Consider the following 24614-nt stretch of genomic DNA (forward strand, 5'->3'; position numbering starts at 1 on the left):
GCCGGCATGTTCGCGTTGCCGTTCCGCGAGATATACCGGAACCTCGCCTCCCTCGCTCGCCGCCGCCCGCGGCAGGCGACGCCGCAAGAACATCACCGCATCGTCACCGCCTTCTGGTCGGCTTGCGAGACCGGCGACGTCAACGCTCTGATGTCCCTGCTCGATCCGGACGCCACCACCCTGAGCGACGGCGGCGGCAAGGTTCGCACCGCCCTGTATCCCATCCGAGGCGCGGACCGCACCGCACACTTCATGCTCGGCGCGTTGTCACATCAGCCCGCCCTGCAAGCCACCCTGCAATCGGTGAACGGCAAGACCGGCCTGGTGTTGCGACACGACGCACTCGTCTCCGCGGTCGTCAGCTTCCAGGTGCGGAGCGAGAAGATCACCAACGTGTGGGTGGTCCTCAACCCCGACAAGCTCCGCAGCTGGAACCACAGCTGAGCACCGGTCTCTTCAGGAGCGAGCCCGCCACCATCGTGTTCGCGGCGACCAGCTCACCGAGGGGCTAAGCGGACCGGTGTCGTGGTGGTCCAGTCGAAGTGGTCCAGGGCGGTGCGGATGGTGCCGCGGATGACGGCCGAGTCGCCGAGGGCGGAGCGATGGACGGTGACGAACGGGGGCGCGTCGGTCAGCAGGGACTTGACGGTGGTGGTGAGCAGGTCGCCGAAGGCCCAGGTGAGGGAGCCTCCCAGGACGATGTGGCGGGGGGCCATCATCCAGCTGAGCGTGGACAGGGCGCGGGTGAGGATGGCGGCGAAGCGGTGCACCTCGGCGAGGGCGGCGGGGTCGCCGGTGTGGGCGCGGGCCAGCAGGGCGGCGGCCTCGGCGCGGCGGGATTCCGGCTGGAGGCGGCCGAGGCCGATCAGGGGAGAGGTCATGAGGTCGTCGAGGCCGAGGGCCTTGGCCCAGAAGATCTCTCCGGCGGCGCCGTCGACACCGCGGAAGGGGGTGCCGTTGACGACGATGCCGAGGCCGTTGTTGCGGCCTTCGAGCATCAGCCAGAGCATGTGGTCGGCGCCGGGGGTGGCGCCTTCGCGGAGTTCGGCCAGCGCGGCGAGCTTGGCGTCGTTCTCGACGTGGATGGGGCAGTCGAAGTCGGCGGCGAACTCCGCGCCGAGCCGGACGCCCATCCAGTCGCGCATGGACAGGCGGACGGCGACCATGCCCTGGTCGTCCACGTTGCCGGGGGTGGCCACGCCGACCGCGCCGATCTGGCCGGGGCGCAGGCCGACCGCGCCGAGGGCCTGCGCGATGGCCTCGCGGGCCAGGGCCAGGCGTTCGGCCCTGCCAGGTTCGCCGTGGACGGGGAGCACCCGCCGGGCGAGTTCCACGCCGCGCAGGTCGGCGACGGCGGCGGCGCAGTGGCCGTGCGCGATGTCGACGCCGAGGACCATGCCGGCGTCGTCGCGGAACGAGAACAGCCGGGCGGGGCGGCCCCGGCCGGTGGCCTGCGGGTCGGGCGGGTGGGTTTGGATCCAGTCTCTCTCGTCGAGGTCGGTGAGGATGAGTTCGACCGTCCGCCGGGACAGGCCGGTACGGGCGGTGAGCTGGGCCAGCGAGACGACCGAGTGCTCGTAGAGCGTGCCCAGCACGGTTTCCGCGTTGGCCTGGCGCATCGCCTTCGGATCAAGTGCCGCCACTCGCGTCCTCCTGCCGCGCACCCCGGGACCGCCGGTCAGCCGACGCGGACGGTGGCCGTCAGCGCCCGGTCGGCGGAGGAGAACCCGGCCGTGAGGGTGAAGTCCCCCGGCTCGTACGCCCAGCTCCCGGCCCAGTGGGCGAAGGTCCGGACGGGGATGTCCAGCTCGGCTTCGCCGGTCGCGCCCGCGGCCAGTCGTACAGTAGCGAAACCGGTGAGCCAGGTCACCGGGCGGTCGATCGCGGTTTCTGCGCGGGCGCCGTACAGCTGGATGACCTGCTTGCCCGCCCGGTCGCCGGTGTTGCGGACCCGGACCCGGACGGTGAAGGCTTCGCACGAAGGGTCGACGGTGGCGGGGACGCGGAGGTCCTCCAGGGCCCACGTGGTGTAGCCGAGGCCGTGGCCGAAAGGGTAGGCGGGAGTGCGGCCGAGACGCAGCCAGTTGCGGTAGCCGACATGGATGCCCTCGTCGTAGTGGACCTGGCCGGTCACCGGCTCGATCCGGAGGATCGGCACCTGGGCCTCGTCGGCGGGCCAGGTGGTGGGCAGCCGCCCGCCGGGTTCGGCGGCGCCGGTGAGCAGGTCGCCGACGGCGGCGCCGAGCTCCTGGCCGCCGAACCAGACCTGGAGCACGGCGCCCACGTCGGATGCCCACGGCAGCAGCATGGGGGCGCCGCAGTTGACCACGGCGACGGTGACCGGGTTGGCCTGGGCGAGCGCGGCGACCAGGTCGTCCTGGCGGCCGGGCAGGGCGAGGGTGTGCCGGTCCTCGCCTTCGGCCTCCAGCTCCTTGTTGCTGCCGACGACGACCACGACCAGGTCGGCGTCGCGGGCGGCGGCTACCGAGTCGGCGATCAGCCGCTCGTCGTCGATCTCGGGCGGGAGCAGGCCGATCCGGAAGCCGAGCGCGTCGCGCAGGCCCGCGTCGGCCTGGCGCAGGGCGAGCGTCAGCTTCAGCTCGACGGGCCGGTCCTGGCGTACGGCGAATGGGAAGGCTTCCACGGGGGCGGCGAGCAGGGCGGCGCCTAGATCGGTGCCGACCGGTTCGATGTGGCGCTCGCCGACCACCTGGCCGTCGGCGGCGACCTGGAGCAGGCCGAGGGTGCTGACGCCGAGCCGGATCTCGCCGCCGGTCTCGGGCAGGTAGCGGGTGCTGACCTCCACCGTGGCGGCGCGCTCGATGGGGGCGTCGCCGCCGAACCAGACCAGGTCGCTGGAGCGGCGCTCCTCGGTGTGGATGACGGCGTCCTCGGAGTCCAGGAAGCGCACGTGCGCGCCGGGCTCGCCGGTGGCCGGGTTGGTCATCCGGCCCGGCGCCAGGTAAGCGAGCCCGTTCTCGACCAGCGGCCCTGGCCGGTAGGTGACCTGGGCCTCGGGGAAGGCCGCCCGGATGCCCTCCAGCGGGGTGACCACGTGGGCGGGGACCACGGTCGCGCTGCCGCCGCCCTGCGTGCGGGGGTGGGCGGCGCCGTGCCCGACGACGAGCACCCGTCGCACCCAGGAAGGGTCGATCGGCAGCACGCCCCGGTTCTCCAGCAGCACCGCGCCCTCGGCGGCGGCCTCACGGGAGAACAGCACCGGGTCCACGTCAGGGGTGGTCCTGGGGACGGCGAGCGGGCTGCCGTCCAGCTTGCCGAGCCGGGCGGCCAGGCGCAGCAGGCGGAGCACCTTGCGGTCGACCACCGCCTCGTCGATCTCCCCGGCCTCCACCGCCTTCACCAGGGCCTCACCCCAGGGTCCTTCCGGTCCTGGCATGACTAGGTCCTGGGCGTACCGGGCGCTGTTCAGGCTGCGGACGCCGGTCCAGTCGCCGACGACCACCCCGTCGAACCCCCACTCGTCGTTGAGCGGCGTCTCCAGCAGCGGGTTCTCGCTCGAGGTGGCGCCGTTGACCGCGTTGTAGGCGCTCATCACCAGCCAGGCGCGGGCCCCGGTGACGGCCTTCTCGAAGGCCAGCAGGTAGACCTCGCGCAGGGCGCGTTCCGACACCCGGACGTCCACCGTGTAGCGCTCGGTCTCGAAGTCGTTGCACAGGTAGTGCTTGGGGGTGGCGCCGATGCCGTGCCGCTGGATGCCCTCGGTGTAGGCGGCGGCCAGTTCGGCGGTGAGCACCGGGTCCTCGCTGAACGCCTCGAAATGCCGGCCGCCGCCGGGGGTGCGGTGCATGTTGATGGTCGGGCCGAGCACCACGTCCACCCCCTTGCGCTGGGCCTCCCCGGCCAGCACCGCCCCGTACGCCCCGGCCACGTCGCGGTCCCAGGAGGCGGCGAGGGCGGTGGCCGAGGGCAGGTTCACCGACGGGTCGCGCTCGTCCCAGGCCTGGCCGCGGATGCCGGAGGGGCCGTCGGAGAACACGATCGGACGCAGGCCGATCCGGGTCAGCTCCCGGGTGGACCAGAAGTCGCGCCCGGTCAGCAGGGAGACCTTCTCCGCCAGGGTGAGGCCGGCGCAGAGCCGGTGCAGGTTCGCGGACAACGCGGAGCCTTTCGCTATTTCAGGCCGGTGGTGGAGATGCCCTGGATGAAGAAGCGCTGCAGGAACAGGAACAGCACCAGGATGGGGAGCACGATCACGGTGGCGCCGGCCAGCAGCAGGCCGTAGTTGACCGTGTTGGCGCCCGCCGAGATGAGCGCGATGCCCACCGGCAGCGTGTACATGTCCTCGGTCTGGGCGGCGACCAGCGGCCAGAGGAACTCGTTCCAGGAGGACAGGAACTGGAGGATGGCCAGGGTGGCCAGGGCGGGGCCGGAGAGCGGGATGACGACGGTGAAGAAGATCCGGAACTCGCCCGCGCCGTCCAGCCGGGCGGCCTCGATGAGCGAGTCGGGGATGTCGCCGATGAACTGCCGCATGATGAAGACGCCGAGCGGGGCGGCCAGGAACGGCAGGATCAGCGCGCCGAAGGTGTTGGCCAGTCCCATCCGGGTGACCAGCACGAACAGCGGGATGAAGGTGACCACGGTCGGCACCATGAGCATGGTCATGACCACCGCGAACAGGGCTCTCCGGCCGGGGAACTCGATCTTGCTCAGCGCGTACCCGAGCATGGAGCAGAAGAGCAGGTTGCCCAGGACGACGGCGATCGCGACGACCACGCTGTTCACGAAGTACGAGCTGAAGTCCACCCGGGTGAACAGGTCGGCGAAGTTGCGCAGCGTGCCGTTCTCCGGCAGCAGGGTGAACTCGCCGGAGAGGATCTCGCGCTGCGGTTTGAACGCGCCGCTGACCATCCACACGAACGGCAGCACGGTCAGGCCGAGGCCGATCAGCAGCGGGATGTAGAGGTACCACCGGCTGTGCCGGATGTTTCTGCTGGCCAATGCTCTAGTCCTTTGCCCGGAGGACGCGGAACTGCACCAGCGTCACGATGGCGATGGCGACAGCCAGGATGTAGCTGGCCGCGGAGGCGTATCCGTAGTTGCCGTAGCCGAACTGGTTGTAGGTGAAGTACGTGATCGAGAGCGTGCTGTCCAGCGGTCCTCCACCGGTCATCACGAACGCCTCCTCGAAGAACTGGAAGTAGTAGACGCTGATCAGCACGCAGCCGAGCAGGATGGTGGGGCGCATCAGCGGCAGGGTGAGGGAGCGGAAGCGCTGGAAGGGCCCGGCGCCGTCCATCCGGGCCGCCTCGTACACCTCGGCGGGCAGGCCCTGCAGCCCGGCCAGGAACACGATCATCAATGTGCCCATGTTCCGCCACATCGCCATCAGGATCAGCGACGGCATCGCGAAGCTGGTGTCGTGCAGCCAGTCGGGCCCGGTCACGCCGAGTGTGGCCAGGCCCTGGTTGAGCAGGCCGTCCGGCTCCAGGATGTACTTCCAGACCACGGCGATGGCGACGATGCTGGTCACCACCGGCGTGTAGAAGCCGACCCGGAACAGCGCCCGGAACCGGTTGACGCCGTTGTTCAGGGCCAGCGCGATCAGCATCGCCACGGCCACGGTGAGCGGCACGCCGACCCCGGCGAAGTAGAGCGTGTTCCCGATCGCCCGGAGGAACTTCTCGTCGGAGAACAGGTCGGCGAAGTTGGACAGCCCGACGAACCCCACCGCGAACGGCGTGCGCAGATCGCGGCTGGTCGCGTCGGAGAAGCTCAGCGCCAGCGAGGCGGTGAGCGGCCCGACCATGAAGGCGGCGAACAGCGCGGTGAACGGCAGCGCGAGCAGCCAGCCGGCCAGGGCGCGGCGGCGCCGCCACGCGGGCCGTCGGCGGCGGTGCGCGGGTGCGTTGGCAGTGGGGTTCATTCGGTACGTCTCCTAGGCGGCGAGGCGTTACTTGAGGCCGACGGCCGACATGTCCTTCTGCAGGCCCGCCGCCGCGTCCTGCGGGGTGACGGTGCCCCGGGCCAGCCGCTCGCCGTACCCGTCGACGATCGAGGAGAGCTGCGCCCAGGTCGGGATGACCGGCGGGGTGGCGGTGGACTTGAGCTGGTCGTTGAAGACCGCCACGGCGGGGTCCTGGTCCAGTCCGGCCACGCCCCACGCGGCGGTGACCGCGGGCAGGTCGGCGGTCAGCTCGCTGAAGCGCGCGGCCTGCTCGGGGGTGGAGATGAACCGGATGAACTTCCAGGCGCCGTCAGGGTTCTTGGCATCGGCGAAGACGGCCAGCTGGCCGCCGCTGAGCCAGCTCACGCCGCCGCCGGCGCCGGCGGGCACCGTGGCGATGCCGATCTTCTGGTCGAACTCGTCACCGAGCAGCTCCTTCAGCGGGCCGATCAGCCAGGAGCCGTTCACCACCGAGCCGACCTCGCCGCGGGCCAGCCGCTCCTCGACCGAACCCCACGGCTCGTACGTCCCGGTCTGGCTGGACACGCCGTCCTTGACGAGCGACTGGTACTTGGCCAGGCCCTCGATCACCTGCGGGGTGTTCAGGGTGAACTCGGTCTGGTCGGCGTTGGTGAGGGCGCCCCCGGCCTGCCAGATGTACGGCAGGAGCACCTGGTGGGTGAAACCGGCCTCGCCGGTCGCCAGCAGCAGCCCTTCCTTGGCCCCGGCCTTCTTCAGCGCGGCCCCGAAGGTGTTCAGCTCGGCCCAGGTCTTGGGGGCGCTGACGCCGGCCTTCTCGGCGAGGTCCTTGCGGTAGAAGAGGGTCCGGGTGTCGACGTAGAGGGGGACCGCGTAGCTCGAACCGTCGATCTTGGTGGCCGCGATGGCGTTGGCGTCGAAGCCCGACTCGTCGATCAGCCCGGCGGGCACGGGGGCGAAGCCCTTGGCGGCCACGAACGCGGCGAGCGCGTCGGGGTTGAGCAGGGTCACGTCGGGCGTCTGGCCGGAGGCGATGGCGGTCGAGATCTTGGTGGGGGCGTCGTCCCAGGGCACGCCGGTGACGGTCACCTTGGCCTCGGGGTTGGCCTGCTGGAAGGCTTCGCCGATCTTGGGCATCTGGTCGCCCTCGCCGCCCATCGCCCAGATGGTGATCTCGCCCTTGGCGGGGCTGTCGTCGATGGCGGCGGCGGGGGCGGAAGGGGCGCTCGCGGTGTCGCCGCCGGAGTCGCGGCCACAGGCGGTCAGCGTGAGGGAGGCGGCGGTGAGCAGGGCCAAGCCCGTGGCGTACTTCTTAATGATCATGTGGATCGTCCTTCGGGAGTGGAGGTGGTGGCGGGTCCGGCAGCCTCCCGACGGCTGCGTGCGAGCCACTATGTGGCGTGCGGACCGATTTATGCAATAGTCGCGCGTTAATTATCTATGAAGTAGTTACAGTGGTAGTGAACTTCGGCGGCGGTCGCGAGGCGGCTGGCCAAGGGCTGCTTGACCCGGTTCAATGTGGCTGAAACCGTGGGCGCTGCCCGCCCACCCTCGGATCGGAGACCCTTTGAACGCGCCGGACGCGGCTCCCCCCGCACCGAACCAGCAGAGCGCCGACCAGACCATGGCGCAGGTGGGCGCCCGCATCCGGGTGCTGCGCTCCCGGCGCGGGCTGACCCTCAAGGAGGTCGCGGAGCGGACCGGGATCAGCACCTCCATGCTGAGCATGCTGGAGCGCGGCGTCTCCAACGCCTCGGTCGGCACGCTGGTCTCGGTGGCCTCCGCGCTCGGCCTGCACATGTACGACCTCTTCGACCGGCCGGACCAGGGCGCCGGATCGCCGGTGACCCGGCTGGCCGAGCAGACCCTGATCCGGGCGGGGGAGGGCACCACCCGGCGGGTGGCGCACAACGACACGCAGGCGGGGGTCGAGCTGGCGGTCAACACCTACGAGCCGGGCGGCGCGAGCGGCCCGCGGGCCACCCACCACGGCGGCCGGGAGTTCGGTGTGGTGGTCTCCGGCTCGCTCACCGTGGAGCTGGACGGTGAGATCTACGAGCTGACGGAGGGCGACGTGATCGCCTACCCGTCCACCCGCCCGCACCGCATCGTCAACTCGGGCCCGAGCGAGGCCGTCGCGGTGTGGATCAACATCGACTGATTTATCCCGCCATGACTGATTTTAGTGCCACTTAACAACTTTGATGCAATTGAATGCTATGGTCCTTGGCGTGACGGAGAACCACCAGACCTTCCCGGGCATGCGCGTCGTCTCCCCCGAGCAGTGGGGGCCCGACCTGGGCCTCGCCGCGGGCGGCACCTGGCGCGAGATCATCGGACCCCGGGCCGGCGCCAGCTGCCGCAGCCTCTACGCCATCGACCTAGGGCCGGGCGCCGCCACCCGGCCGCTCGCCCACGCCGGCGAGGCCGTCTACTACGTCGTCGGCGGCACGGCGACGGTCACCGAACACCTGGCCGGGGGCGGCGCCGCCGGTCACGAGCTGGGCGAGGGCGCGATGGCGCACATCCGCCCCGGGTCGGTGTACACGCTCGCGGCCGAGGTGGGAGCCCGGCTCGTCGGCGGGCCCAGCCCGGTGGACCCGGCGCTCGGCACCGCACCCGCCCACCTTGCCGCCGAACCTGGCGTGACCACCTACCACCGGGACCGGCCGGGCCTGCTGGTGCCGTTCATCTCGGCCGATGCCCGGCTGGTGGTCTGGCTCGGCGCCGGGGCGGTCACCGCCAACATGAACTACGTCGTCCTGGAGCCGGGCGAGCGCAACCGGGAACACGTGCACGCCGAGTCCGAGGACACCATCCACATCCTGGCCGGGCACGGCACCGCGGAGAACGTGACCACCGGGGAGAAGTTCCCGTTCGGGCCCGGCGACACCATCCACATCGAGATCGGCTACTGGCACGCGGTCGCCGCCGACCAGGGCGAGCGGGTGGTCAGCGTCGGCGGCCCCTGTCCCGCCGACACCGACATGCTGCGCGCGGCCGGAGTGGACGTGGACGCCCTGCCGCTGACCCGCGCGGTGCGATGACCGTCGTCGCGCTGGAGCAGATCGACGTGGTGGCCGGCGAGGTCGCCGCCAACCGCGACCTGGCCGTCGCCCGGGCCGCGGCGGCCTTCCAGGCGGGCGCCGACCTGGTGGTCCTGCCGGAGCTGGCGGTCAGCGGCTACGTCGTCGATCCGGCGCTCGCCCGTACGGTCGCCGAACCGCTCGACGGGCTGAGCCTGGCCGCCTTCACCCGGGTCGCCGGGCGGGCGGGCCTGGTCGTGTACGGCTTCTGCGAGCGCGACGGCGACGACCTGTTCAACACGGTCGTCGCGGTAGACGGGGAAGGCCCGGTCCTGCACTACCGCAAACTCCACCTGTTCGACCGGGAGAAGGGCGTCTACACCCCCGGCGACCTGGGCCTGCCGGTCCGCGAGACGCCGTACGGCGTGCTCGGCCTGTGCGTCTGCTACGACCTCCGGTTCGTGGAGGTGCTGCGCGCCCTCTCCCTGCAGGGCGCCGACCTGGTGATCGCGCCCGCCGCCTGGGTGGCGGGTTTCGACCGCACCGTCCCCGCCGCCGGGGCCACCCGCCATGTCGACTCGGTGCTCGCGCAGGCCAACCTGGACCAGGTGGCCGTGGTCGCGGTGTCCCAGGTGGCCGGCAGCTCGCACGGGGGCCCGGCCACCCTGGGCGGTTCAGTGGCCTGCGACGCCTACGGTGAAGTGCTGGCCGGTCCGCTCTCCCGCACCGCCGCCGACGCTGCCCTGGTGGAGATCGACATCGCGGCGGTGCGCGCCGCCCGGGTGCGCGGCCCGGCGATCCGGCCCCGCGAGGACCGCAGGACCGATGTCTATTCCCTCAACTACCGTGGGGAGCCCTGGTGAAGCCGAGCCCGTTCGAGTACGTCCGCCCGCGCGACCTCGCCGAGGCGCTGGCGGCGATCGCCCAGGATCCGGACGACAGCAAGATCCTGGCCGGCGGGCAGAGCCTCATCCCGATGATGAACTTCCGGCTGGCCCGCCCCGCCCGCCTGGTGGACGTGAACCGGGTGCCGGGGCTGGCCGGCCTGGCGGCCGACGGGGACCGGGTGCGGGTGGGCACGCTGACCCGGCACCACGCGATGGAGCGCAACCCGCTGCCCGGCCCGCTCGGCGATCTGCTGCGCCGGGCCGCCGCACACGTCGGCCACCTGCCGATCCGCACCCGGGGCACGTTCGGCGGCTCGATCGCGCACTGCGACGCCGCCTCGGAGTGGTGCCTGGTCGCCCGGCTGCTGGACGCCGAGATGACGGTGCGCAGCCAGGCCAGGGGAACCCGGGTAATCCCGGCGGCGGACTTCTTCCAGGCCGTCTTCACCACCGCGATGGCCCCGGACGAGATCCTCACCTCGATCGCGCTGCCCGCGCTGGACGAGCGCTTCCGCACCGGCATCGCCGAGTTCGCCCGCCGGGCCGGGGACTTCGCGATCGTGGCCGCCACCGCCGCCGTCCGGGTCGAGGACGGGCTGGTCACCGAGGCCAGGATCTGCCTGGGCGGGGTGGCCGAGGTGCCGCTGCGGAGCGCCGCCGCCGAGCGCGTCCTGCTCGGCGAACGCTGGTCGCCGGAGCTGGTGACCGCGGCCGCCGAGGCGGCCGCCGCCGACTGCGACCCGCCGGGCGACGCGCACGGCGACCCGGCCTACCGCCGCGACCTCGTCCGCGCCCTGATCCCGCGGGCGCTCGGCCTGGACGTGCGGCGATGACCGGGGCCGAGCCGCCGACCTGGACCGGGCGGGCGCTGCCCCGGCTGGAGGACCCGGCGATCGTGCGCGGCTGGGGCCGCTACGTCGGCGACATCGCCGCCCGCGACCAGAGCTGCCTGCACGCCCGGTTCGTCCGGAGCGCCGTGGCCGCCGGGCGGCTGATCTCGGTCACCGCCCCGCCTGGCGTCACCCTGTTCACCGCCGCCGACTTGGCCGAGGTGAAACCCATCCGGGCCGTGCTCAACCGGCCCGACTTCGTGGCCGTGGACACCCCGATCCTGGCCACCGGCACGGTCCGCTTCGTCGGCGAACCGGTCGGCCTGGTGATCGCCGCCTCCGAGGCCGAGGCCGAGGACGCGCTGGAGCTGGTGGACGTCGAGATCGAGCCGCTGCCCGCCGTGGTCTCCACCGAGCAGGCGCTGGCCCCCGGCGCGCCGTTGGTACACGCGGTGGAGTATCCCGGCGACCCCAACACCGTGGTGGACGGCCGCATCCACACCGAAGGCTTCGACGCGGCCTTCGCCCGGGCAGACAGGATCGTCGAGATCCAGGTCAGCTCGGCCCGGCAGAGCGCCATGCCGCTGGAGGCCCGCGCCGCGCACGCCGCCTACGACCGCGCCTCCGGACGCTCCACCCTGCACGTGACCACCCAGATGCCGCACCTCATCAGGACCGGCGTCGCCGACTCGCTCGGCCTGCGCGAGGACGACCTGCGGGTCGTCGCCCCCGACGTGGGCGGCGGCTTCGGCGCCAAGATGGCGCTGGCCCGGGAGGACGTGGCCCTCGTCTGGGCGTCCCGGCGGCTGCGCCGGGCCATCGCCTGGCTGGAGACCCGCGAGGAGAACTTCCTGGCCGCCTGGCACAGCCGCGAGCAGGTCTACGACATCACCGGCGCCTTCACCGCCGACGGCGAGCTGCTGGCCCTGCGCGGCGACCTGGTCTGCGACGTCGGGGCCTACAGCTGCTACCCGGTGACGTGGGGCGTGGAGCCGCTGATGGCGATGGCCGAGCTGCCGGGGGCCTACCGGGTGCGGGAGTACTCGGTGCGGTCCCGGGCGATCGTCACCAACAAGTGCCCGATCGCGCCCTACCGCGGCGTGTCCCGGCCGGTCCAGGTGCTGGCCATGGAGCGGCTGTTCGACGTGGCCGCCGCCGAGCTGGGGCTTGACCGGGTCGCGATCCGGGCGCGGAATCTGATCACGGAGTTCCCGCACCGCTCGCCCAGCGGGCTCGTCCTGGACCAGGCATCCCACCTGGAGACGCTGCAAGCCGCCACCGAACGGGCAGATCTGGCCGACTTCCGGGACCGGCAGGAGCGGGCCCGCGCGCAGGGCCGCTACCTCGGCCTCGGCATCGCCTGCTTCGCCGAGCGCACCGGCTACGGCACGCCCGCCTTCGCCGCCAGGTCCCGCCCGATCCAGCTCGGCCGGGAGCCCGCGCCGCTGATCACCCCGGGGTACGAGCGGGTGGTGCTGACCATGGACCCGTCCGGCGCGCTCACCCTGCGGATCGGGGCCTCCCCGCACGGGCAGGGGCTGCGGACCACGCTGGCCCAGCTGGTCTGCGACGAGCTGGGGCTTGAGCCGGGCGCGGTCCGGGTGATCGCCTCCGACACCGACGCCACGCCGTACGGGTGGGGCAGTTTCGCCAGCCGGGCGATGGTGATCGCGGGCGGGGCGTCGCTGCTGGCCGCCCGGGAGCTGGCCGCCCGGCTGCGGGTGCTGGCCGCCGCCCGGCTGGGCGGGCTGCCCGACGACATCGAACTCGCCGGCGGCCAGGCCGTACGGGCGGGGGAGGAGAGCGGGGTCTCGCTGGCCACGCTGGCCCGGGACACCTACCTGAACGCGCACCTCATCCCCGACAAGGGCGAACCCGCGCTGGAGGCGGTCGGCAGGTACGACCCGTCCGGCACCTTCGCCAACGCCTGCCACGTCGCCGAGGTCGAGGTGGACCCGCTGACCGGCCAGGTGTCGGTCACCCGGTTCCTGGTCGCCGAGGACGCCGGGCGGCTGATCAACCCGGCCATCGTGGACGGCCAGATCCACGGGGGAGTGGCGCAAGGGGTGGCCAACGCGCTCTACGAGGAACTGATCTACGACGAACGGGGGGTGCTGGTGACCACGTCGCTGATGGACTACCTGCCGCCGACCATCGCGGAGATGCCCGGCATCGACATCGTGCACCTGGACACCCGCTCCGCCGAGTCGATCACCGGCGCGAAGGGGGTCGGCGAGGGCGGCACCATCGGCGCGCCCGCCGCCATCGCCAACGCCGTCAGCGACGCGCTCGCGCCGTTCGGCGTCGGCGTCTTCCACCTGCCCGCCACCCCGCACCGGGTCAGGACCGCCGTCCGCACCGGCGCCGACATCCGCAGAACCGAGAAAGGGACCGCATCATGAGCTCCGCGATTCCGCTCCGCCTGTACGTCAACGGCGACCGGTACGAGATCGCGGTCGAGCCCCGCCGCACCCTGGCCGACGCGCTCCGCGAGGACTGCGGCCTGACCGGCACCCACCTGGGCTGCGAGCACGGCGTCTGCGGCGCGTGCACGGTGCTGGTGGACGGGCAGCCGGTCCGGTCCTGCCTGATGTTCGCCGTCCAGGCCGAGGACAGCTCGGTGCGCACGGTGGAGGGCCTGGCCCCGGACGAGGAGCGCCTGCACCCGGTGCAGCAGGCGTTCTGGGAGAACCACGGCCTCCAGTGCGGCTTCTGCACCCCCGGCTTCCTCGTGCTGATCGCCGGCTACCTGGAGGAACATCCGGACGCGGAGGAGGCGGAACTGCGCGAGGTGCTCTCCTCCAACCTGTGCCGCTGCACCGGCTACCAGAACATCCTGACTTCGACGATGTGCGCCGCCCGAGCCATGCGCGGCGAGCCATGATCGGGGCGCGGGCGCTGCGCATCGAGGACCCGGTGCTGCTGCGCGGCGCCGGCCGGTTCGCCGCCGACACCATCCGCCCCGGCGAGCTGCACATGCGGGTCGTGCGCTCGCCCATCGCGCACGGCCGGATCCGCTCCGTCGACGTCACCCCGGCGCTGCTGCTGGACGGCGTGGTGGCCGCCTGGACCCACGCCGACATCGCCGAACTGCCCGCCATCGGATTCCGGCTGACCCCGCTGGCCGACCTGCTGCCCTACCGGCAGCCGGTGCTGGCCCGGCGGATCGTCCGGTACGTCGGCGAGCCGGTGGCCGTGGTCTTCGCCACCTCCGCCTACCTGGCCGAGGACGGCGCCGAACTGGTCCGGCTGGACCTCGACCCGCTGCCCGCGCACCTGGACGCCGACGCGGAACCGGTGCCCTGGCTCGACGCCGAGCAGGCCACCTGGGCGGCGGGCCTGGGCCGCGACCTGCCCGCGCAGGACTCCCAGGCCACCGCCTTCACCGTGGAGTACGGCGACGTGGCCGCCGCCTTCGCCGCCCCAGGACCCGGCTACCGGGTGATCGAGTCGGACGCCCGGATCGGCCGGCACACCGGCGTGCCGATGGAGTGCCGGGGCCTGGCGGCCGTCTACGACGCGGCCGAGCAGCAGCTGATCGTGGACGGCGCGGCCAAGGTGCCGTTCTGGAACCGGGAGGCGGTCGCCGCCATGTGCGGCCTGCCGCCCCGCCAGGTGCAGGTCAGGGAAACCCACGTCGGCGGCGGCTTCGGCCCGCGCGGCGAGCTCTACCCCGAGGACGTCCTGGTCACCCTGGCCGCCGTACGGCTGCGCCGCCCGATCAAGTGGATCGAGGACCGGCAGGAGCACCTGGTGGCCACCAACCACTCCCGCGGGCAGCACCACCGCCTGCGGGCCCTGGTCCGGGCGGACGGCGTGATCGAGGCGCTGGACGCCGCCTTCGTCCTGGACCAGGGCGCCTACGTGCGCACCCACGGCGCGACGGTGGCCTCGCTGACCGCCTCGATGCTGCCGGGGCCCTACCGGATCCCGAACTTCCGGGTCCGCGCCCAGGTCCGGCTGACCCACAAGACCCCGGCCGGGACCTACCGCTCGCCGGGCCGCTACGAGGGCACCTTCGCCCGGGAGCGCCTGGTGGACCGGATCGCCGGTGAGCTGGGGCTGGATCCGGTCGAGGTGCGCGAGCGCAACTTCATCCCGGCCGAGGCGATGCCGTACGAGCGGCCGATTCAGGCGATGGGCACCGAGCTGGTGCACGACTCCGGCGACTACGCGCTGCTGCGCGCGAAGGTGTGGGAGAAGTTCGACCTGGACGGCGTGCGGCGTGACGTCGCGGCCCGGCGGGCGGCCGGGGAACTGGCCGGATTCGGGTTCGCGTTCTTCGTGGAGAAGAGCGGCATCGGGCCGTACGAGGGCGCCCGGATCTCGGTGGACAGTTCCGGCGCGGTCACCGTGACCTGCGGCGCGTCCTCGGTCGGGCAGGGCGTGGACACCGTGCTGGCCCAGGTCGCCGCCGAGGTGCTGGGCATCGCGCACGACTCGATCCGGGTGGTCCGGGGGCGTACCGACCAGTTCGAGTACGGCCGGGGCGCGTTCGCCACCCGGCTGGCCGTGATGGCCGGTTCCGCGGTCTCCAACGCCGCGCAGGCACTGGCAGACAAGGCCCGCCGGGTGACCGCGCACGCCCTCGGCGTCCCGGTCGAGGACCTCAGCCTGGCCGGCGGCAAGGTCCTGGTGACCGGCGACCCGGCCCAGGCCCGCACCTTCGGCGAGATCGCCCGCCTGCTGGACCCGTCCGGCGCGGCCGAGCTGAAGGAGTCGCCGGGCCTGACCGCCGACGGCTGGTTCCACTCCGACCACATGACCTACCCGTACGGCCTGCACGCCGCCGTCGTCCGGATCGACCCCGGCACCGGCCAGACGCACGTCGAGCGGTTCATCGTCGGCTACGACGTCGGCCGCGCGCTCAACCCGACCCTGGTGGAGGGCCAGATCGCGGGCGGCGTCGCGCAGGGCCTCGGCGGCGCGCTGTACGAGGAGTTCCGGTACGCCGAGGACGGCACCCCGCTCTGCACGACGTTCATGGACTACCTGATCCCCACCGCCCTGGAGATCCCCCCGATCGAGACCCTGATCACCGAGGACGCGCCCAGCCCGATCAACCCGCTGGGGGTGAAGGGCGCGGGCGAGGGCGGCACCACAGCGGTCGCCGCGGCGGTGGCCGCCGCCGTGGACGACGCGCTCGGCCGGCCGAACGCGATCACCTCGGTGCCCATCCACCCCGCCCATATTCGCGGCCTGCTGGCCTGACGCCCGCTGACCTGGGCCGATGGCCGTACCAGCCCAACCGACTTCACTCCAATCGAACACCTATCACTCACATTGAACGGAGCCACATCATGCGGATCGTCGACCTGACCCACCCCTGGGGCATCCACACGCCCGGCTGGGTCGGCTACCCGGGCGGCAAGATGTACTACACCCAGAACCTCCAGACCAACCAGATCGTCTCGCAGCGGATCGAGAGTTCCCTGCACAGCGGCACCCACCTGGACGGCCCGATGCACGGCACCGACGGCGGCCTGGACATGGCCTCGCTGCCGCTGACCAAGCTGATCCACCCGGGGGTGATCGTGGACGTCTCCGACGTGGTGTCCGACTGGGACCTCATCGAGCCGGAGCACATCACCGCCAAGGTGGAGGTCCGCAAGGGCGACATCTTGATCATCCACACCGGGTTCATCGACTACTACCAGGGCCGGGAGAAGCAGGACCTGGTCCGCTACTTCACCATGCACCCGGGCGGCAGCGTGCGGCTGGCCAGGTGGATGGCCGACATGGAGATCGCCTGGTGGGGCATCGACGCCGGGTCCGGCGATCACCCGATGAACACCACCATCCGGAACATGCGCCCCGACCTGCTGAAGAAGTTCGAGGCGCACGTGGGCATGAGCTATCAGGAGTTCCTCGGCGAGTACACCTACACTCACCACATGTCCGGCCGGGAGATCACCTCTGACATCTTCCCCATGCACCACCTGGCCTTCCAGGACGGCTGCATCCACGCCGAGAACGTCGGCGGCGATCTGAAGACGGTGCTCAACCAGCGCGCGATCATCGGGGCCTTCCCGTGGAAGATCGAGGGCGGCGAGGCCTGCCCGTGCCGGATCATGGCCTTCTTCGACTGCGGCGCCGACGAGGTCATCGATGGCCTGGCCGGCTGGAAGGGCTGAGCGATGCTGCTCAAGAACGAGTTCGAGCTGGACGCCGACCTGGACCGGGCCTGGGCGCTCCTGACCGACCTGGAACGCATCGCGCCCTGCATGCCGGGGGCGCGGCTGGACGGCCGGGACGGCGACACCTACCTGGGCAGCGTCCGGGTGAAGGTCGGCCCGATCGGCGCGCACTTCACCGGAACCGCCCGGTTCGACCAGCGGGACGACGCGGCCCGGGTCGCGGTGATCGCCGCCAGCGGCAAGGACCCCCGGGGCCAGGCCACCGCCGCCGCCCGGATCCACGCCCGGCTGGAGCCGGTCGGCCCGGCGAGGACCCGGGTGCTGATCGACACCGACCTGGACATCTCCGGCCGGATGGCCCAGTTCGGCCGGGGCGCCGTCGCCGACGTCAGCAACCGCCTGATCGGCCAGTTCGTCACCAACCTGAGCACCCAGCTGGTCCCCGCCGACACCCCTCAGCAGGCGTCAGCCCCACTGCCGCCGCCGTCGCGGGAACCGGAGCCGGAGCCGGCCGGCCTCAACGCGCTCGACCTGATCCTCCCGGTGCTCCGGGACCGATACGGCAAGGCCGCGGCCGGCGCCTTGCTGGGCTTCCTGCTCGGCTGGCTCGTCTTCGGACGCCGCCGATGACCGAACGCCTGCCCCGGCTCACCCCCGCCGACCTGGACGAGGCCCAGCACGCGGTCTACCAGGCCATCGCGGGCGGAGACCGGGCCAAGGGCGTGCAACACTTCCCGCTCACCGCCACCGACGGCTCGCTCCACGGCCCGTTCGGGATCATGTTGCACGCCCCAGGCGTCGGCCTGGCGTTGCAGGCTCTCGGCGCGGCCGTCCGATTCGGCACCGACCTGACCCCCCGGATCCGGGAGATCGCCATCCTGCAGACGGCACACGCCACCGGAAGCACCTTCGAATGGTGGGCACACGAGCGAGTCGGCCGCGCGGCCGGCCTCACCGACCCCGAACTGACCGCACTCTCCCTCGGCTCCTTCCACTCCGCCGACCCGGCCGAGGAGGCCGCCGCCACCTTCGTCACGACCCTGCTGACCTCGGCCACGGTCACCGACGCGGAGTTCGCGACAGCCTCGGATGTCCTCACCGACCGGCAGCTGATCGACCTGACCGTACTGGTCGGCTACTACCGAACACTGGCCCAACTGATGACGGTCTTCGCGGTAGGCACACCCACCGACTGAGCCGGGCGCTTCTAGAAGGCCCCGGAGTCCTAGCCCGGACACCAGGGGACAAGTAACCAAGAATCGTTCCTCTTTCAGGCGCAGCTCTTCCGCTCAACCGCGCAAACCTTGACCTCTGGATATCTCGCCGACGCCCGATCGAGCAGGGGCTGCGGTGTGCCGCGCAAGTGCAGGTCGAGGAAAGCGGCCACGTACGCGCGGGTGATCTCCATCGACCGGGCGGCGGGCAGCGTCGCGCCGGTGTCCAGGCCCGCTTGCTCGCCCAGCAGGGAGATGTCGGTGAAGGAGGCGTGTTCGGCGCCGGCGACCACGAGCCAGCGCTTCCATCCGGTGAGGTGCCGCCACGCGGCCTCCCACGAGGCGGATTCCTGGCCGCCCGGGGTGCGCGTGGCTTGCGCGCCAAGGAGGAGGAAGGGCTTGCTCAACCCGCTCGCCGGCACGGGCACGATGGCCAGGCCGTCGATGTTCATGCCTGCCTTGATGCGGGGGTCTTTCAGCAGGGCCGCCACCGAGCTGGCGCCGCCCGCGGAGTGGCCGCCCATGGCCATCCTGTCCGGGTCGATGAGCCGGGACCCCTTCCACTTGGGGCGCGGGCCGGTCAGCTGGTCGAGGACGAAGGAGACGTCGTCGGCGCGGGTGGCGCCCACCTTGTCCCAGAAGGCCTGGTCGTGTGGCTGGACTTGGCAGGCCGTGCAGGTGACCACGCGGCCGCCGGGGAAGACGGTGGCGATGTTCTCGTGCGTGTGGCTGATGGCGGCCACGACGTAGCCTCTGCTGGCCAGGTCTTCGGCGAGGCCGGTGAGCGAGCTACGCGTCTTCTCAAAGCCGGGGGAAAGGACGACCAGGGGCAGCGTGCGCGCCTTGCCCGCCGGCGGCGCGTCGCTGAAGGCGTGGGTGCGCGTCCGGGCGAGCAGGTCGGCCGGGACGCCGGTGACACCGGCATTCTTCAGGGTGAGCTCCGACTCCTTGACGCTCATGTACGGCGCCGCCCGCCCGCCCGCCTTCGCGGCCGGGTACCACAGCGACACCATGAGCTCCCTGGACTTCGAACCGGCATCCCAGGGGTCGGGGCGCGAGGTGTCGGTGAGGTGCAGCGAGGTGGTGCCGACCGGCTGGGAACCGGTCAAATCCGGGAGCGAGAGCGCGACGTCATGCGCCGTCTTGGGCGGTTCGGCGGGGGCGTCCGGAGAGGGATTGCGTGACGGCCGGTCCACGGCGGCGCTCCCGGTCGCGGGAGCCGACGCCGGCGCGCACGAGGTGATCGCCATGAGGAGCAATCCGGCCGCGATGGCCATATGACGCATGAATTCGCCTTTCGAAGATGTACGGCGACGACGCTAGACGCGGCCGATGCCGTGCCGCGTCGGCCGTCGTGCCGATCTTCGCCGCCGGATCATCATTGCGATGTAGTCACGCAGGCCGACGCGGCCCTTATGGGACATACAGGACAATGCCTGGGTGGTAGCAAGATGGCTGGCTCTCGTGCGCCCCGACCAGTGGCGTCCTCGTCCGTCCAGGCGGGCGCTCATGGCCGACCTGCTGGTGGCGCTCGTCTTGACCGCCCTCGCGGTAACGGCGGCCGCCTCCGCCCCGGAGGATGCGCATCGGGTCCCGCTGGCCGAGTCCTTGCGGCTGCAACCCGTGATCTCCTCGCCTGCCGACGAAGCGCGCCCTGTCGTGCCAACACGGGAACCGTCGCAGGGCCCGCTCGTGCTGCTGGTGATCGCGACCGCCCTGCCGCTGGCGGCGCGGCGGCTGAGCCCGCTCGGCGCTTTCTGGGTGGTGCTGCTCGCCGCATTGGCCACGCACGATGACGCGACCTGGATCACCGTGCTGGCATGTGCCATCGCCGCCTACAGCGCGATGGCGCACAGCCGGCACCTGGCCCTGGCAATGGGCGGGCTCGCGGTGGCGGCCGTGCTGGCGGGCGTGGCCTTCCATGACTCTGTCGGCAGCCTGCCGAACTGGCTGGGCCCGTTCACCGTCCTGCTGAGTGCCGGGGTCGTGGCCGGCGCGGTCCGCCTGTGGCGCCGGCGGCTGGACCAAGCCGGCCGTGCCCAGGAGGAGGCCACGCGCCGGGCCGTGGAGCTGGAGCGCTCCCGGATCGCGCGCGAGCTCCACGACATCGTCACCCACAACGTGAACGTGATGGTGATCCAGGCCGGAGCCGCACGCAAAGTGATGGACGCAGCGCCGGAACGGTCGAAACAGGCCATGCTCGCGGTCGAGGCCAGCGGCCGGGCTGCCATGGCGGAGCTGCGTCACGTCATGGGCCTGCTGGCCGGTCCGGGCAGCGATCCTGCGGAGATCTCGGACGACGGGCTGCAGCCGCAGCCGGGGCTCGACCAGCTGGACACGCTGATGGAGCGGGTGCGCGCGGCCGGGGTGCGGATCCAGGCGGACGTGGCGCAGCCGCCCGGCCCGCTGCCGCCAGGGGTGGAGATGGCCGCCTACCGGGTGGTGCAGGAGGCGCTGACCAACACCATGAAGCACGCGAACGGCGCGACGGCGTCTCTCGCGATCCGCTACCCCGGGGAGTGGATGGAGATCGAGATCGCCGACACCGGCGGAACACACGCGCCGCGGGCAGGAGACGGGCAGGGCCGAGGACTGGCCGGACTACGGGAAAGACTGGCCATCTACGACGGCAGCCTGCGTGCCGGGCCTGTCGGCGATGGATACCTGGTCGCGGCACGTCTCCCGTGGACCACGACGTGAGCGGGCCCCTGCGCGTGGTCATCGCCGACGACCAGGCGCTGGTGCGCAGCGGATTCAGCATGATCCTCACCGCCGACGGCATCGAGGTGGCGGCCGAGGCGGCCAACGGCGCCCAAGCCGTCGCCGCCGTCCGGCGGACCGCCCCCGACGTGGTCCTGATGGACATCCGCATGCCCGAGATGGATGGCATCGAGGCTACCCGGCGGATCGTCGCGGCCGGCACCCGCGGGACGCGCGTCCTCATCCTGACCACCTACGACCTCGACCAGTACGTCTACGCCGCCCTTACCGCAGGCGCCAGCGGCTTCCTGCTCAAGGACGTCACCCCCGAGCAGCTCGTGGCGGCGGTCCGGGTGGTGCGCGCGGGCAACGCCCTGCTCGCCCCCGCCATCACCCGCCGCCTGGTCGAGCGCTTCGCCCGCCCTGACGAGGCGATCCACCGCGACCTGTCCGACCTGACACGCCGCGAGCTGGAGGTGCTGCGCCTGATGGCCACCGGGCTGAGCAACGCCGAGTTGGCCGAGCGGCTGGTCCTCAGCCCGGCCACAGTGAAGACCCACGTCGCGCGCATCCTGGGCAAGCTGGATCTCCGCGACCGCGTCCAGGCAGTGGTGCTCGCCTATGAAGTCGGGCTGGTCACCCCACGCTCGACGAGCCCTTCGGCTGTTGATCACGCCTGATGGCAGGGGGAGGATCGCGGCGCCATCCTCTCGCCCGGCACTTGGACGACTTCCTCACCGACCTGGCCAACGCCGGCTCCTCACCGCACCCCCGGCGTGCCTACCGTGGTGACCTGATCGCCTTCGCCGCCACCACGGCGAGGAGATCGGCGAACTGACCGCCGCGCCGATCCGCGCCCACCTGGCCGAGCCTGCACCCGGCGGCCGCGCCTCCGAAGTCTGTGGCCTGTACGTCGAGGAGCTGGACCTGCGCCTGGACGACGAGCACGTGCCATCGTACGTTTTCGTTCCCCCACACTCCGAGGGAGGGCTTGAACCCTTCGCCTATCTCCTGAGCAGCACCGACGCTCCCTGGCTGGACATCTCATGCCCGGACTAGGCGCGCAAGGAGGCGGTGCCCACACCCACCTCAACGAGATCAGGTCTGATTGCGGAGCACACGACTATGTCGAGGAGCTCCAGCAACTGCCAGCTCAGAATCTTCAACAGACGATTTCCGCTGCGCCCAGGACAGTGGCGGTACGGGCGCAGCAGCTCGACGACTGCAACACCGAACCCCTTCCTGCATCCCAACAATCCGATCAAGCCAGGCGCCACTCCTCCACACGAACAATTGCTGGGGAAGCGGTGCCGATCGAAGGAGCCCGGCTCGAACGCACCCAGCGCGATCGACATGGAGACCGGATCATTCTCGGCTTTGCGGTGGCTGTCCAACTGGCGGTCGCCGGCGCGGCCGCCTATGTCTCGTACCACCACTTCTACGGTCTGGCGATCGCTCTCGGAGAGCGGCACGACATGGCCATCCTGTATCCGGCGATGTCCGACGGTGTGATCGTCATGGCCTCGCTGGTGATGGTCTACTGCTCACGTCGCCAACTGCGTGTGCCGGTTTTGGCGTGGGTGGCGCTTGCTTTGGGCGGCACGGTGACGCTGGCGGCGAATGTGGCGCACGGCTGGTCCGGTGGACTCGGATCGCGCCTGGTCAGCGCCCTGGCACCCCTGGCTTTCGCGGGAGCGCACGAGCTGCTGATGTGGATCGTCCGCAACACCCGGCGATCGTCCATCGAGACGCTGGCCAACGACCATGTGTGCCAGCCTGTTGAGACTCTCGTCGAGGTGGAACGCGTGGTGCCGGTGCTGCCCATCGACCGGTACGAGGCGGCGCGGCTGACCTATATCGAGAGCCTCAGTGAGGGTAAGCAGCGGGTCGGCCGACGCCCGCTGATGAGCCGGTGGGGACTGGAACAGCGTGAGGCCGAGGAGATCATCGGCGAGGTGGAGAAGGAGCGGACCCAGGCCATGGAGGCGAAGAGTGTCGAGGCGGCAGATTCAGAGAGTGCCGTGCCGCCGCTGGGCGGCCCTCGTTCGACCGGTACGAGCGAGGGGCTGAGGCGGCGTAGTGAAGGACATCGGTAACGGGGTGGTCGGGTCATCATCCAGTCGTCCAGCTCGGTAATCGGGCGGTCCCTTTCCTTGAAACGATCAAGGTTCTGGGCCGCGGTAAATCATTTATCGCGGCCCAGGATTGGCACCAAGATCAGTTTGGGTTCCGCAGAGCATAGGCGCGTGCAGTCGAACACCGCTTGTGACGAGAGGACTCGTACGTCCGAAGCAACGGCAGTCATTCGTGTGGATACGTCACGGTCAAGCTGGAGATCCCTCCGCTATGGAGGAGGTGACGCGTTCGATGCTGTCTTCCACATCGAGGACGTGCGGGTCATCCTCACCTCGCCGCGAGCGCCCAGGGCGAACGCGATCTGCGAACGCTTGGTGGGAACGCTATTGTGCGAGCTCCTGTAGCGAATCTTGATACTGGGAACAGGCCATCTCCGACGAGTGCTCGCCGAGCACGCCGTCCATTGCAAGGCACATCGCGTCCCCATCAGGCCCCGAACCAGCGGCATCCAGACAGACCCGACGAAGCCCATGCCCATCGTCGACCTGACCGACCGGCGGGTCAAACGAAGGCCTGTACTCGGCGGTCTCATCAACGAGTACGAGGCCGCATAGGTTAACCGACAAACTCCCAGGTCAAGGACCCGACCCCAATTTGAGGCGGCACGGCTCAGTCCGTGCCATGAGCAGCCAGCGAGCGATCACTCGTGACTTTCATGTGCGAAGAGGGTATCTGAGATGGGAGAAATCGTACGATCAGCCGCCTGTCCCGGCTTTACCGAAACCCGATCTGTACTCTCGGCCATCTTTATACGCCAAATGTCCGGGTTGTGGGCTGGAGACACATCGCCCCGCACCTCGCCAGTAGTTGTCGAGTGTTCGGCACCATCTAGTACCACCTTTACGATCAGAACATGGCACAGGAGATGGCGGAAGCGCGAGGGCGCGCAATGATTCGCCCGTGGCGTGTCGGCGTCCTCACCGATACTTCCTCTGTTACGGAAGTCCGCGACGTTATCGGAGACCTTAGCTGCGTGTGGGGCGGCCGCTACATGCCAATCTTTGATGTCGGTGCGCCAACAGATGAGCTGGAACGACTCGGCCGCCAGTATGACGTTGACTCCCTCTACGCCGACGCGCACGACGGGCCCGTCGGTGAACTCTTGAGAAAGCCAGGGTGGATGTGGCGTGGGGGTGGTTCTTGGGGGCCGTTTGGTGAGGAAGAAGGCATTAGAATGGGCCTACTTCCGGTCCGGTCGTTCATCGACGTGTCGACCGACTTTGTCCAGCCAACGTGGAACCGCGACGATCCTGCAGATCTGGTGCTAGCAGCAATTTGGGGCCTGGGGGATCGCCTCGGCCAACCTCTCTCTCCGACTCTCGACGATGCCGGACCACGGGCTGCGCCGTACTCCCAGATTCTTGCGCGTTCGGACATGAACAGATCGACCATCGGCGCACTTGAGGCCACTACGCTCCACGTACGAACCAATCCGCGCGGCCACCTCGACGGCTATGCCGGCGTCTACGTTATCCGCCCAGAACAGTCGGCAGATGTTGTCGAATTCTGGAACATGCGCATCTATGGTACGAGGATCATTGGAGTCCCTTCTGAAGGGGCCGAGGAGCTACTGAGCTTCCTTCTATCATCTCCGCTCGCGAGTACTGAGATACGTAGGGGTGGCGGCGAAGGACCTACCCAGCAGGTCGTGCGTGTTTGGGGACTTGAGGCAATGCCACTCAGCCTAAATTGATCATGGATTGACGTGCGGTGATGTGCCCCTGCCGACCGCTTCGAGGGCGGATGCCAGGGAGATCCACTACGGTTCGTGATCGTGATGGAGACCGGAGAGCAGTC

Annotated in this window: 22 protein-coding genes; 15 read left to right on the forward strand and 7 right to left on the reverse strand. The window is 70.8% G+C overall.

Translation table 11 applies throughout. The annotated features are described in order from the left end of the window. Window positions 1–6: 6 nt before the first annotated feature. Window positions 7–444: a hypothetical protein gene (locus tag ABGB08_RS25515; protein WP_347594442.1), complete on the forward strand. Its 438-nt coding sequence runs from the start codon at window positions 7–9 to the stop codon at window positions 442–444. A gap of 53 nt (window positions 445–497) precedes the next feature. On the opposite strand, the gene ABGB08_RS25520 is transcribed toward ABGB08_RS25515, so the two are convergent. From ABGB08_RS25520 to ABGB08_RS25540, 5 genes are read right to left on the reverse strand one after another with little or no spacing between them, the layout of a single operon-like run. Continuing rightward, window positions 498–1643 (reverse strand): ROK family protein, encoded by a 1146-nt coding sequence (locus ABGB08_RS25520; RefSeq protein ID WP_347594444.1) that lies wholly within the window; start codon window positions 1641–1643, stop codon window positions 498–500. Window positions 1644–1678: 35 nt separating this feature from the next. Next, complete coding sequence (locus tag ABGB08_RS25525; protein ID WP_347594446.1) at window positions 1679–4117, reverse strand: glycoside hydrolase family 3 C-terminal domain-containing protein; 2439 nt, start codon at window positions 4115–4117, stop codon at window positions 1679–1681. 14 nt (window positions 4118–4131) lie between these two features. Further along, the gene (locus ABGB08_RS25530) at window positions 4132–4962 is read right to left on the reverse strand and encodes a carbohydrate ABC transporter permease (protein ID WP_347594448.1); all 831 of its coding nucleotides are present in this window, start codon (window positions 4960–4962) and stop codon (window positions 4132–4134) included. Window positions 4963–4966: 4 nt separating this feature from the next. After that, window positions 4967–5887 carry a sugar ABC transporter permease gene (locus ABGB08_RS25535; protein WP_347594450.1) on the reverse strand — a complete coding sequence of 307 codons (921 nt, stop codon included), beginning with the start codon at window positions 5885–5887 and terminating at the stop codon, window positions 4967–4969. Between the two features lie 27 nt (window positions 5888–5914). Next, window positions 5915–7210: an extracellular solute-binding protein gene (locus ABGB08_RS25540; RefSeq protein WP_347594452.1), complete on the reverse strand. Its 1296-nt coding sequence runs from the start codon at window positions 7208–7210 to the stop codon at window positions 5915–5917. A gap of 244 nt (window positions 7211–7454) precedes the next feature. On the opposite strand from ABGB08_RS25540, the gene ABGB08_RS25545 reads away from it, so the two are divergent. The 10 genes from ABGB08_RS25545 (at window position 7455) to ABGB08_RS25590 (ending at window position 17963) form a co-directional block, all read left to right on the forward strand. After that, window positions 7455–8048 carry a cupin domain-containing protein gene (locus ABGB08_RS25545; RefSeq protein WP_347594454.1) on the forward strand — a complete coding sequence of 198 codons (594 nt, stop codon included), beginning with the start codon at window positions 7455–7457 and terminating at the stop codon, window positions 8046–8048. A gap of 70 nt (window positions 8049–8118) precedes the next feature. Continuing rightward, complete coding sequence (locus ABGB08_RS25550; protein ID WP_347594456.1) at window positions 8119–8934, forward strand: cupin domain-containing protein; 816 nt, start codon at window positions 8119–8121, stop codon at window positions 8932–8934. Continuing rightward, entirely contained in the window at window positions 8931–9776 is an 846-nt protein-coding gene (locus tag ABGB08_RS25555) for a nitrilase-related carbon-nitrogen hydrolase (protein WP_347594458.1), read from the forward strand. Before ABGB08_RS25550 ends, ABGB08_RS25555 begins: the two co-directional genes overlap by 4 nt. Further along, complete coding sequence (locus ABGB08_RS25560) at window positions 9773–10633, forward strand: xanthine dehydrogenase family protein subunit M (protein ID WP_347594460.1); 861 nt, start codon at window positions 9773–9775, stop codon at window positions 10631–10633. Before ABGB08_RS25555 ends, ABGB08_RS25560 begins: the two co-directional genes overlap by 4 nt. Next, entirely contained in the window at window positions 10630–13032 is a 2403-nt protein-coding gene (locus ABGB08_RS25565) for a xanthine dehydrogenase family protein molybdopterin-binding subunit (RefSeq protein ID WP_347594462.1), read from the forward strand. The genes ABGB08_RS25560 and ABGB08_RS25565 overlap by 4 nt, the downstream gene beginning before the upstream one ends. Beyond that, window positions 13029–13514: a (2Fe-2S)-binding protein gene (locus ABGB08_RS25570; RefSeq protein ID WP_347594464.1), complete on the forward strand. Its 486-nt coding sequence runs from the start codon at window positions 13029–13031 to the stop codon at window positions 13512–13514. The genes ABGB08_RS25565 and ABGB08_RS25570 overlap by 4 nt, the downstream gene beginning before the upstream one ends. Then, on the forward strand, window positions 13439–15841 hold the full coding sequence (locus ABGB08_RS25575) for a xanthine dehydrogenase family protein molybdopterin-binding subunit (RefSeq protein ID WP_347594466.1): 2403 nt from the start codon (window positions 13439–13441) through the stop codon (window positions 15839–15841). The genes ABGB08_RS25570 and ABGB08_RS25575 overlap by 76 nt, the downstream gene beginning before the upstream one ends. An 89-nt stretch (window positions 15842–15930) precedes the next feature. Next, the gene (locus ABGB08_RS25580) at window positions 15931–16764 is read left to right on the forward strand and encodes a cyclase family protein (protein WP_155359929.1); all 834 of its coding nucleotides are present in this window, start codon (window positions 15931–15933) and stop codon (window positions 16762–16764) included. 3 nt (window positions 16765–16767) lie between these two features. Next, complete coding sequence (locus ABGB08_RS25585) at window positions 16768–17397, forward strand: SRPBCC family protein (protein WP_347594468.1); 630 nt, start codon at window positions 16768–16770, stop codon at window positions 17395–17397. Continuing rightward, window positions 17394–17963: a carboxymuconolactone decarboxylase family protein gene (locus ABGB08_RS25590; protein WP_347594470.1), complete on the forward strand. Its 570-nt coding sequence runs from the start codon at window positions 17394–17396 to the stop codon at window positions 17961–17963. The genes ABGB08_RS25585 and ABGB08_RS25590 overlap by 4 nt, the downstream gene beginning before the upstream one ends. A 74-nt stretch (window positions 17964–18037) precedes the next feature. On the opposite strand, the gene ABGB08_RS25595 is transcribed toward ABGB08_RS25590, so the two are convergent. Next, complete coding sequence (locus ABGB08_RS25595; RefSeq protein WP_347594472.1) at window positions 18038–19267, reverse strand: alpha/beta hydrolase; 1230 nt, start codon at window positions 19265–19267, stop codon at window positions 18038–18040. A gap of 154 nt (window positions 19268–19421) precedes the next feature. Between ABGB08_RS25595 and ABGB08_RS25600 the strand changes: the two genes are divergently transcribed. Further along, window positions 19422–20681 carry a histidine kinase gene (locus ABGB08_RS25600; RefSeq protein ID WP_347594474.1) on the forward strand — a complete coding sequence of 420 codons (1260 nt, stop codon included), beginning with the start codon at window positions 19422–19424 and terminating at the stop codon, window positions 20679–20681. Continuing rightward, complete coding sequence (locus ABGB08_RS25605; RefSeq protein ID WP_347594476.1) at window positions 20678–21361, forward strand: response regulator transcription factor; 684 nt, start codon at window positions 20678–20680, stop codon at window positions 21359–21361. Before ABGB08_RS25600 ends, ABGB08_RS25605 begins: the two co-directional genes overlap by 4 nt. A gap of 100 nt (window positions 21362–21461) precedes the next feature. Here ABGB08_RS25605 and ABGB08_RS25610 read toward each other — a convergent pair whose 3' ends face one another. Continuing rightward, a complete protein-coding gene (locus ABGB08_RS25610) occupies window positions 21462–21629 on the reverse strand; it encodes a hypothetical protein (protein ID WP_347594478.1) in 168 nt (55 codons plus the stop codon). A 98-nt stretch (window positions 21630–21727) separates the two neighbouring features. Here ABGB08_RS25610 and ABGB08_RS25615 point away from each other — a divergent pair, with 98 nt between their 5' ends. Both ABGB08_RS25615 and ABGB08_RS25620 read left to right on the forward strand, forming a co-directional pair. Further along, window positions 21728–22777, forward strand: coding sequence for a DUF2637 domain-containing protein (locus ABGB08_RS25615; RefSeq protein ID WP_347594480.1), 1050 nt, complete (start codon window positions 21728–21730; stop codon window positions 22775–22777). 893 nt (window positions 22778–23670) lie between these two features. Beyond that, window positions 23671–24510 carry a hypothetical protein gene (locus ABGB08_RS25620; protein WP_347594482.1) on the forward strand — a complete coding sequence of 280 codons (840 nt, stop codon included), beginning with the start codon at window positions 23671–23673 and terminating at the stop codon, window positions 24508–24510. The last annotated feature ends 104 nt before the right edge of the window (window positions 24511–24614 follow it).

The organism is Acrocarpospora sp. B8E8 (assembly GCF_039871605.1).
GTDB lineage: Bacteria > Actinomycetota > Actinomycetes > Streptosporangiales > Streptosporangiaceae > Acrocarpospora > Acrocarpospora macrocephala.

Coding starts and splice junctions, on each gene's coding strand:
- ABGB08_RS25515 (WP_347594442.1), top strand. CDS start 7: ATGTTCGCGTTGCCGTTCCGCGAGATATACCGGAACCTCGCCTCCCTC.
- ABGB08_RS25535 (WP_347594450.1), bottom strand. CDS start 5,887: ATGAACCCCACTGCCAACGCACCCGCGCACCGCCGCCGACGGCCCGCG.
- ABGB08_RS25540 (WP_347594452.1), bottom strand. CDS start 7,210: ATGATCATTAAGAAGTACGCCACGGGCTTGGCCCTGCTCACCGCCGCC.
- ABGB08_RS25555 (WP_347594458.1), top strand. CDS start 8,931: ATGACCGTCGTCGCGCTGGAGCAGATCGACGTGGTGGCCGGCGAGGTC.
- ABGB08_RS25565 (WP_347594462.1), top strand. CDS start 10,630: ATGACCGGGGCCGAGCCGCCGACCTGGACCGGGCGGGCGCTGCCCCGG.
- ABGB08_RS25570 (WP_347594464.1), top strand. CDS start 13,029: ATGAGCTCCGCGATTCCGCTCCGCCTGTACGTCAACGGCGACCGGTAC.
- ABGB08_RS25580 (WP_155359929.1), top strand. CDS start 15,931: ATGCGGATCGTCGACCTGACCCACCCCTGGGGCATCCACACGCCCGGC.
- ABGB08_RS25585 (WP_347594468.1), top strand. CDS start 16,768: ATGCTGCTCAAGAACGAGTTCGAGCTGGACGCCGACCTGGACCGGGCC.
- ABGB08_RS25590 (WP_347594470.1), top strand. CDS start 17,394: ATGACCGAACGCCTGCCCCGGCTCACCCCCGCCGACCTGGACGAGGCC.
- ABGB08_RS25595 (WP_347594472.1), bottom strand. CDS start 19,267: ATGCGTCATATGGCCATCGCGGCCGGATTGCTCCTCATGGCGATCACC.
- ABGB08_RS25615 (WP_347594480.1), top strand. CDS start 21,728: ATGCCCGGACTAGGCGCGCAAGGAGGCGGTGCCCACACCCACCTCAAC.
- ABGB08_RS25620 (WP_347594482.1), top strand. CDS start 23,671: ATGGCACAGGAGATGGCGGAAGCGCGAGGGCGCGCAATGATTCGCCCG.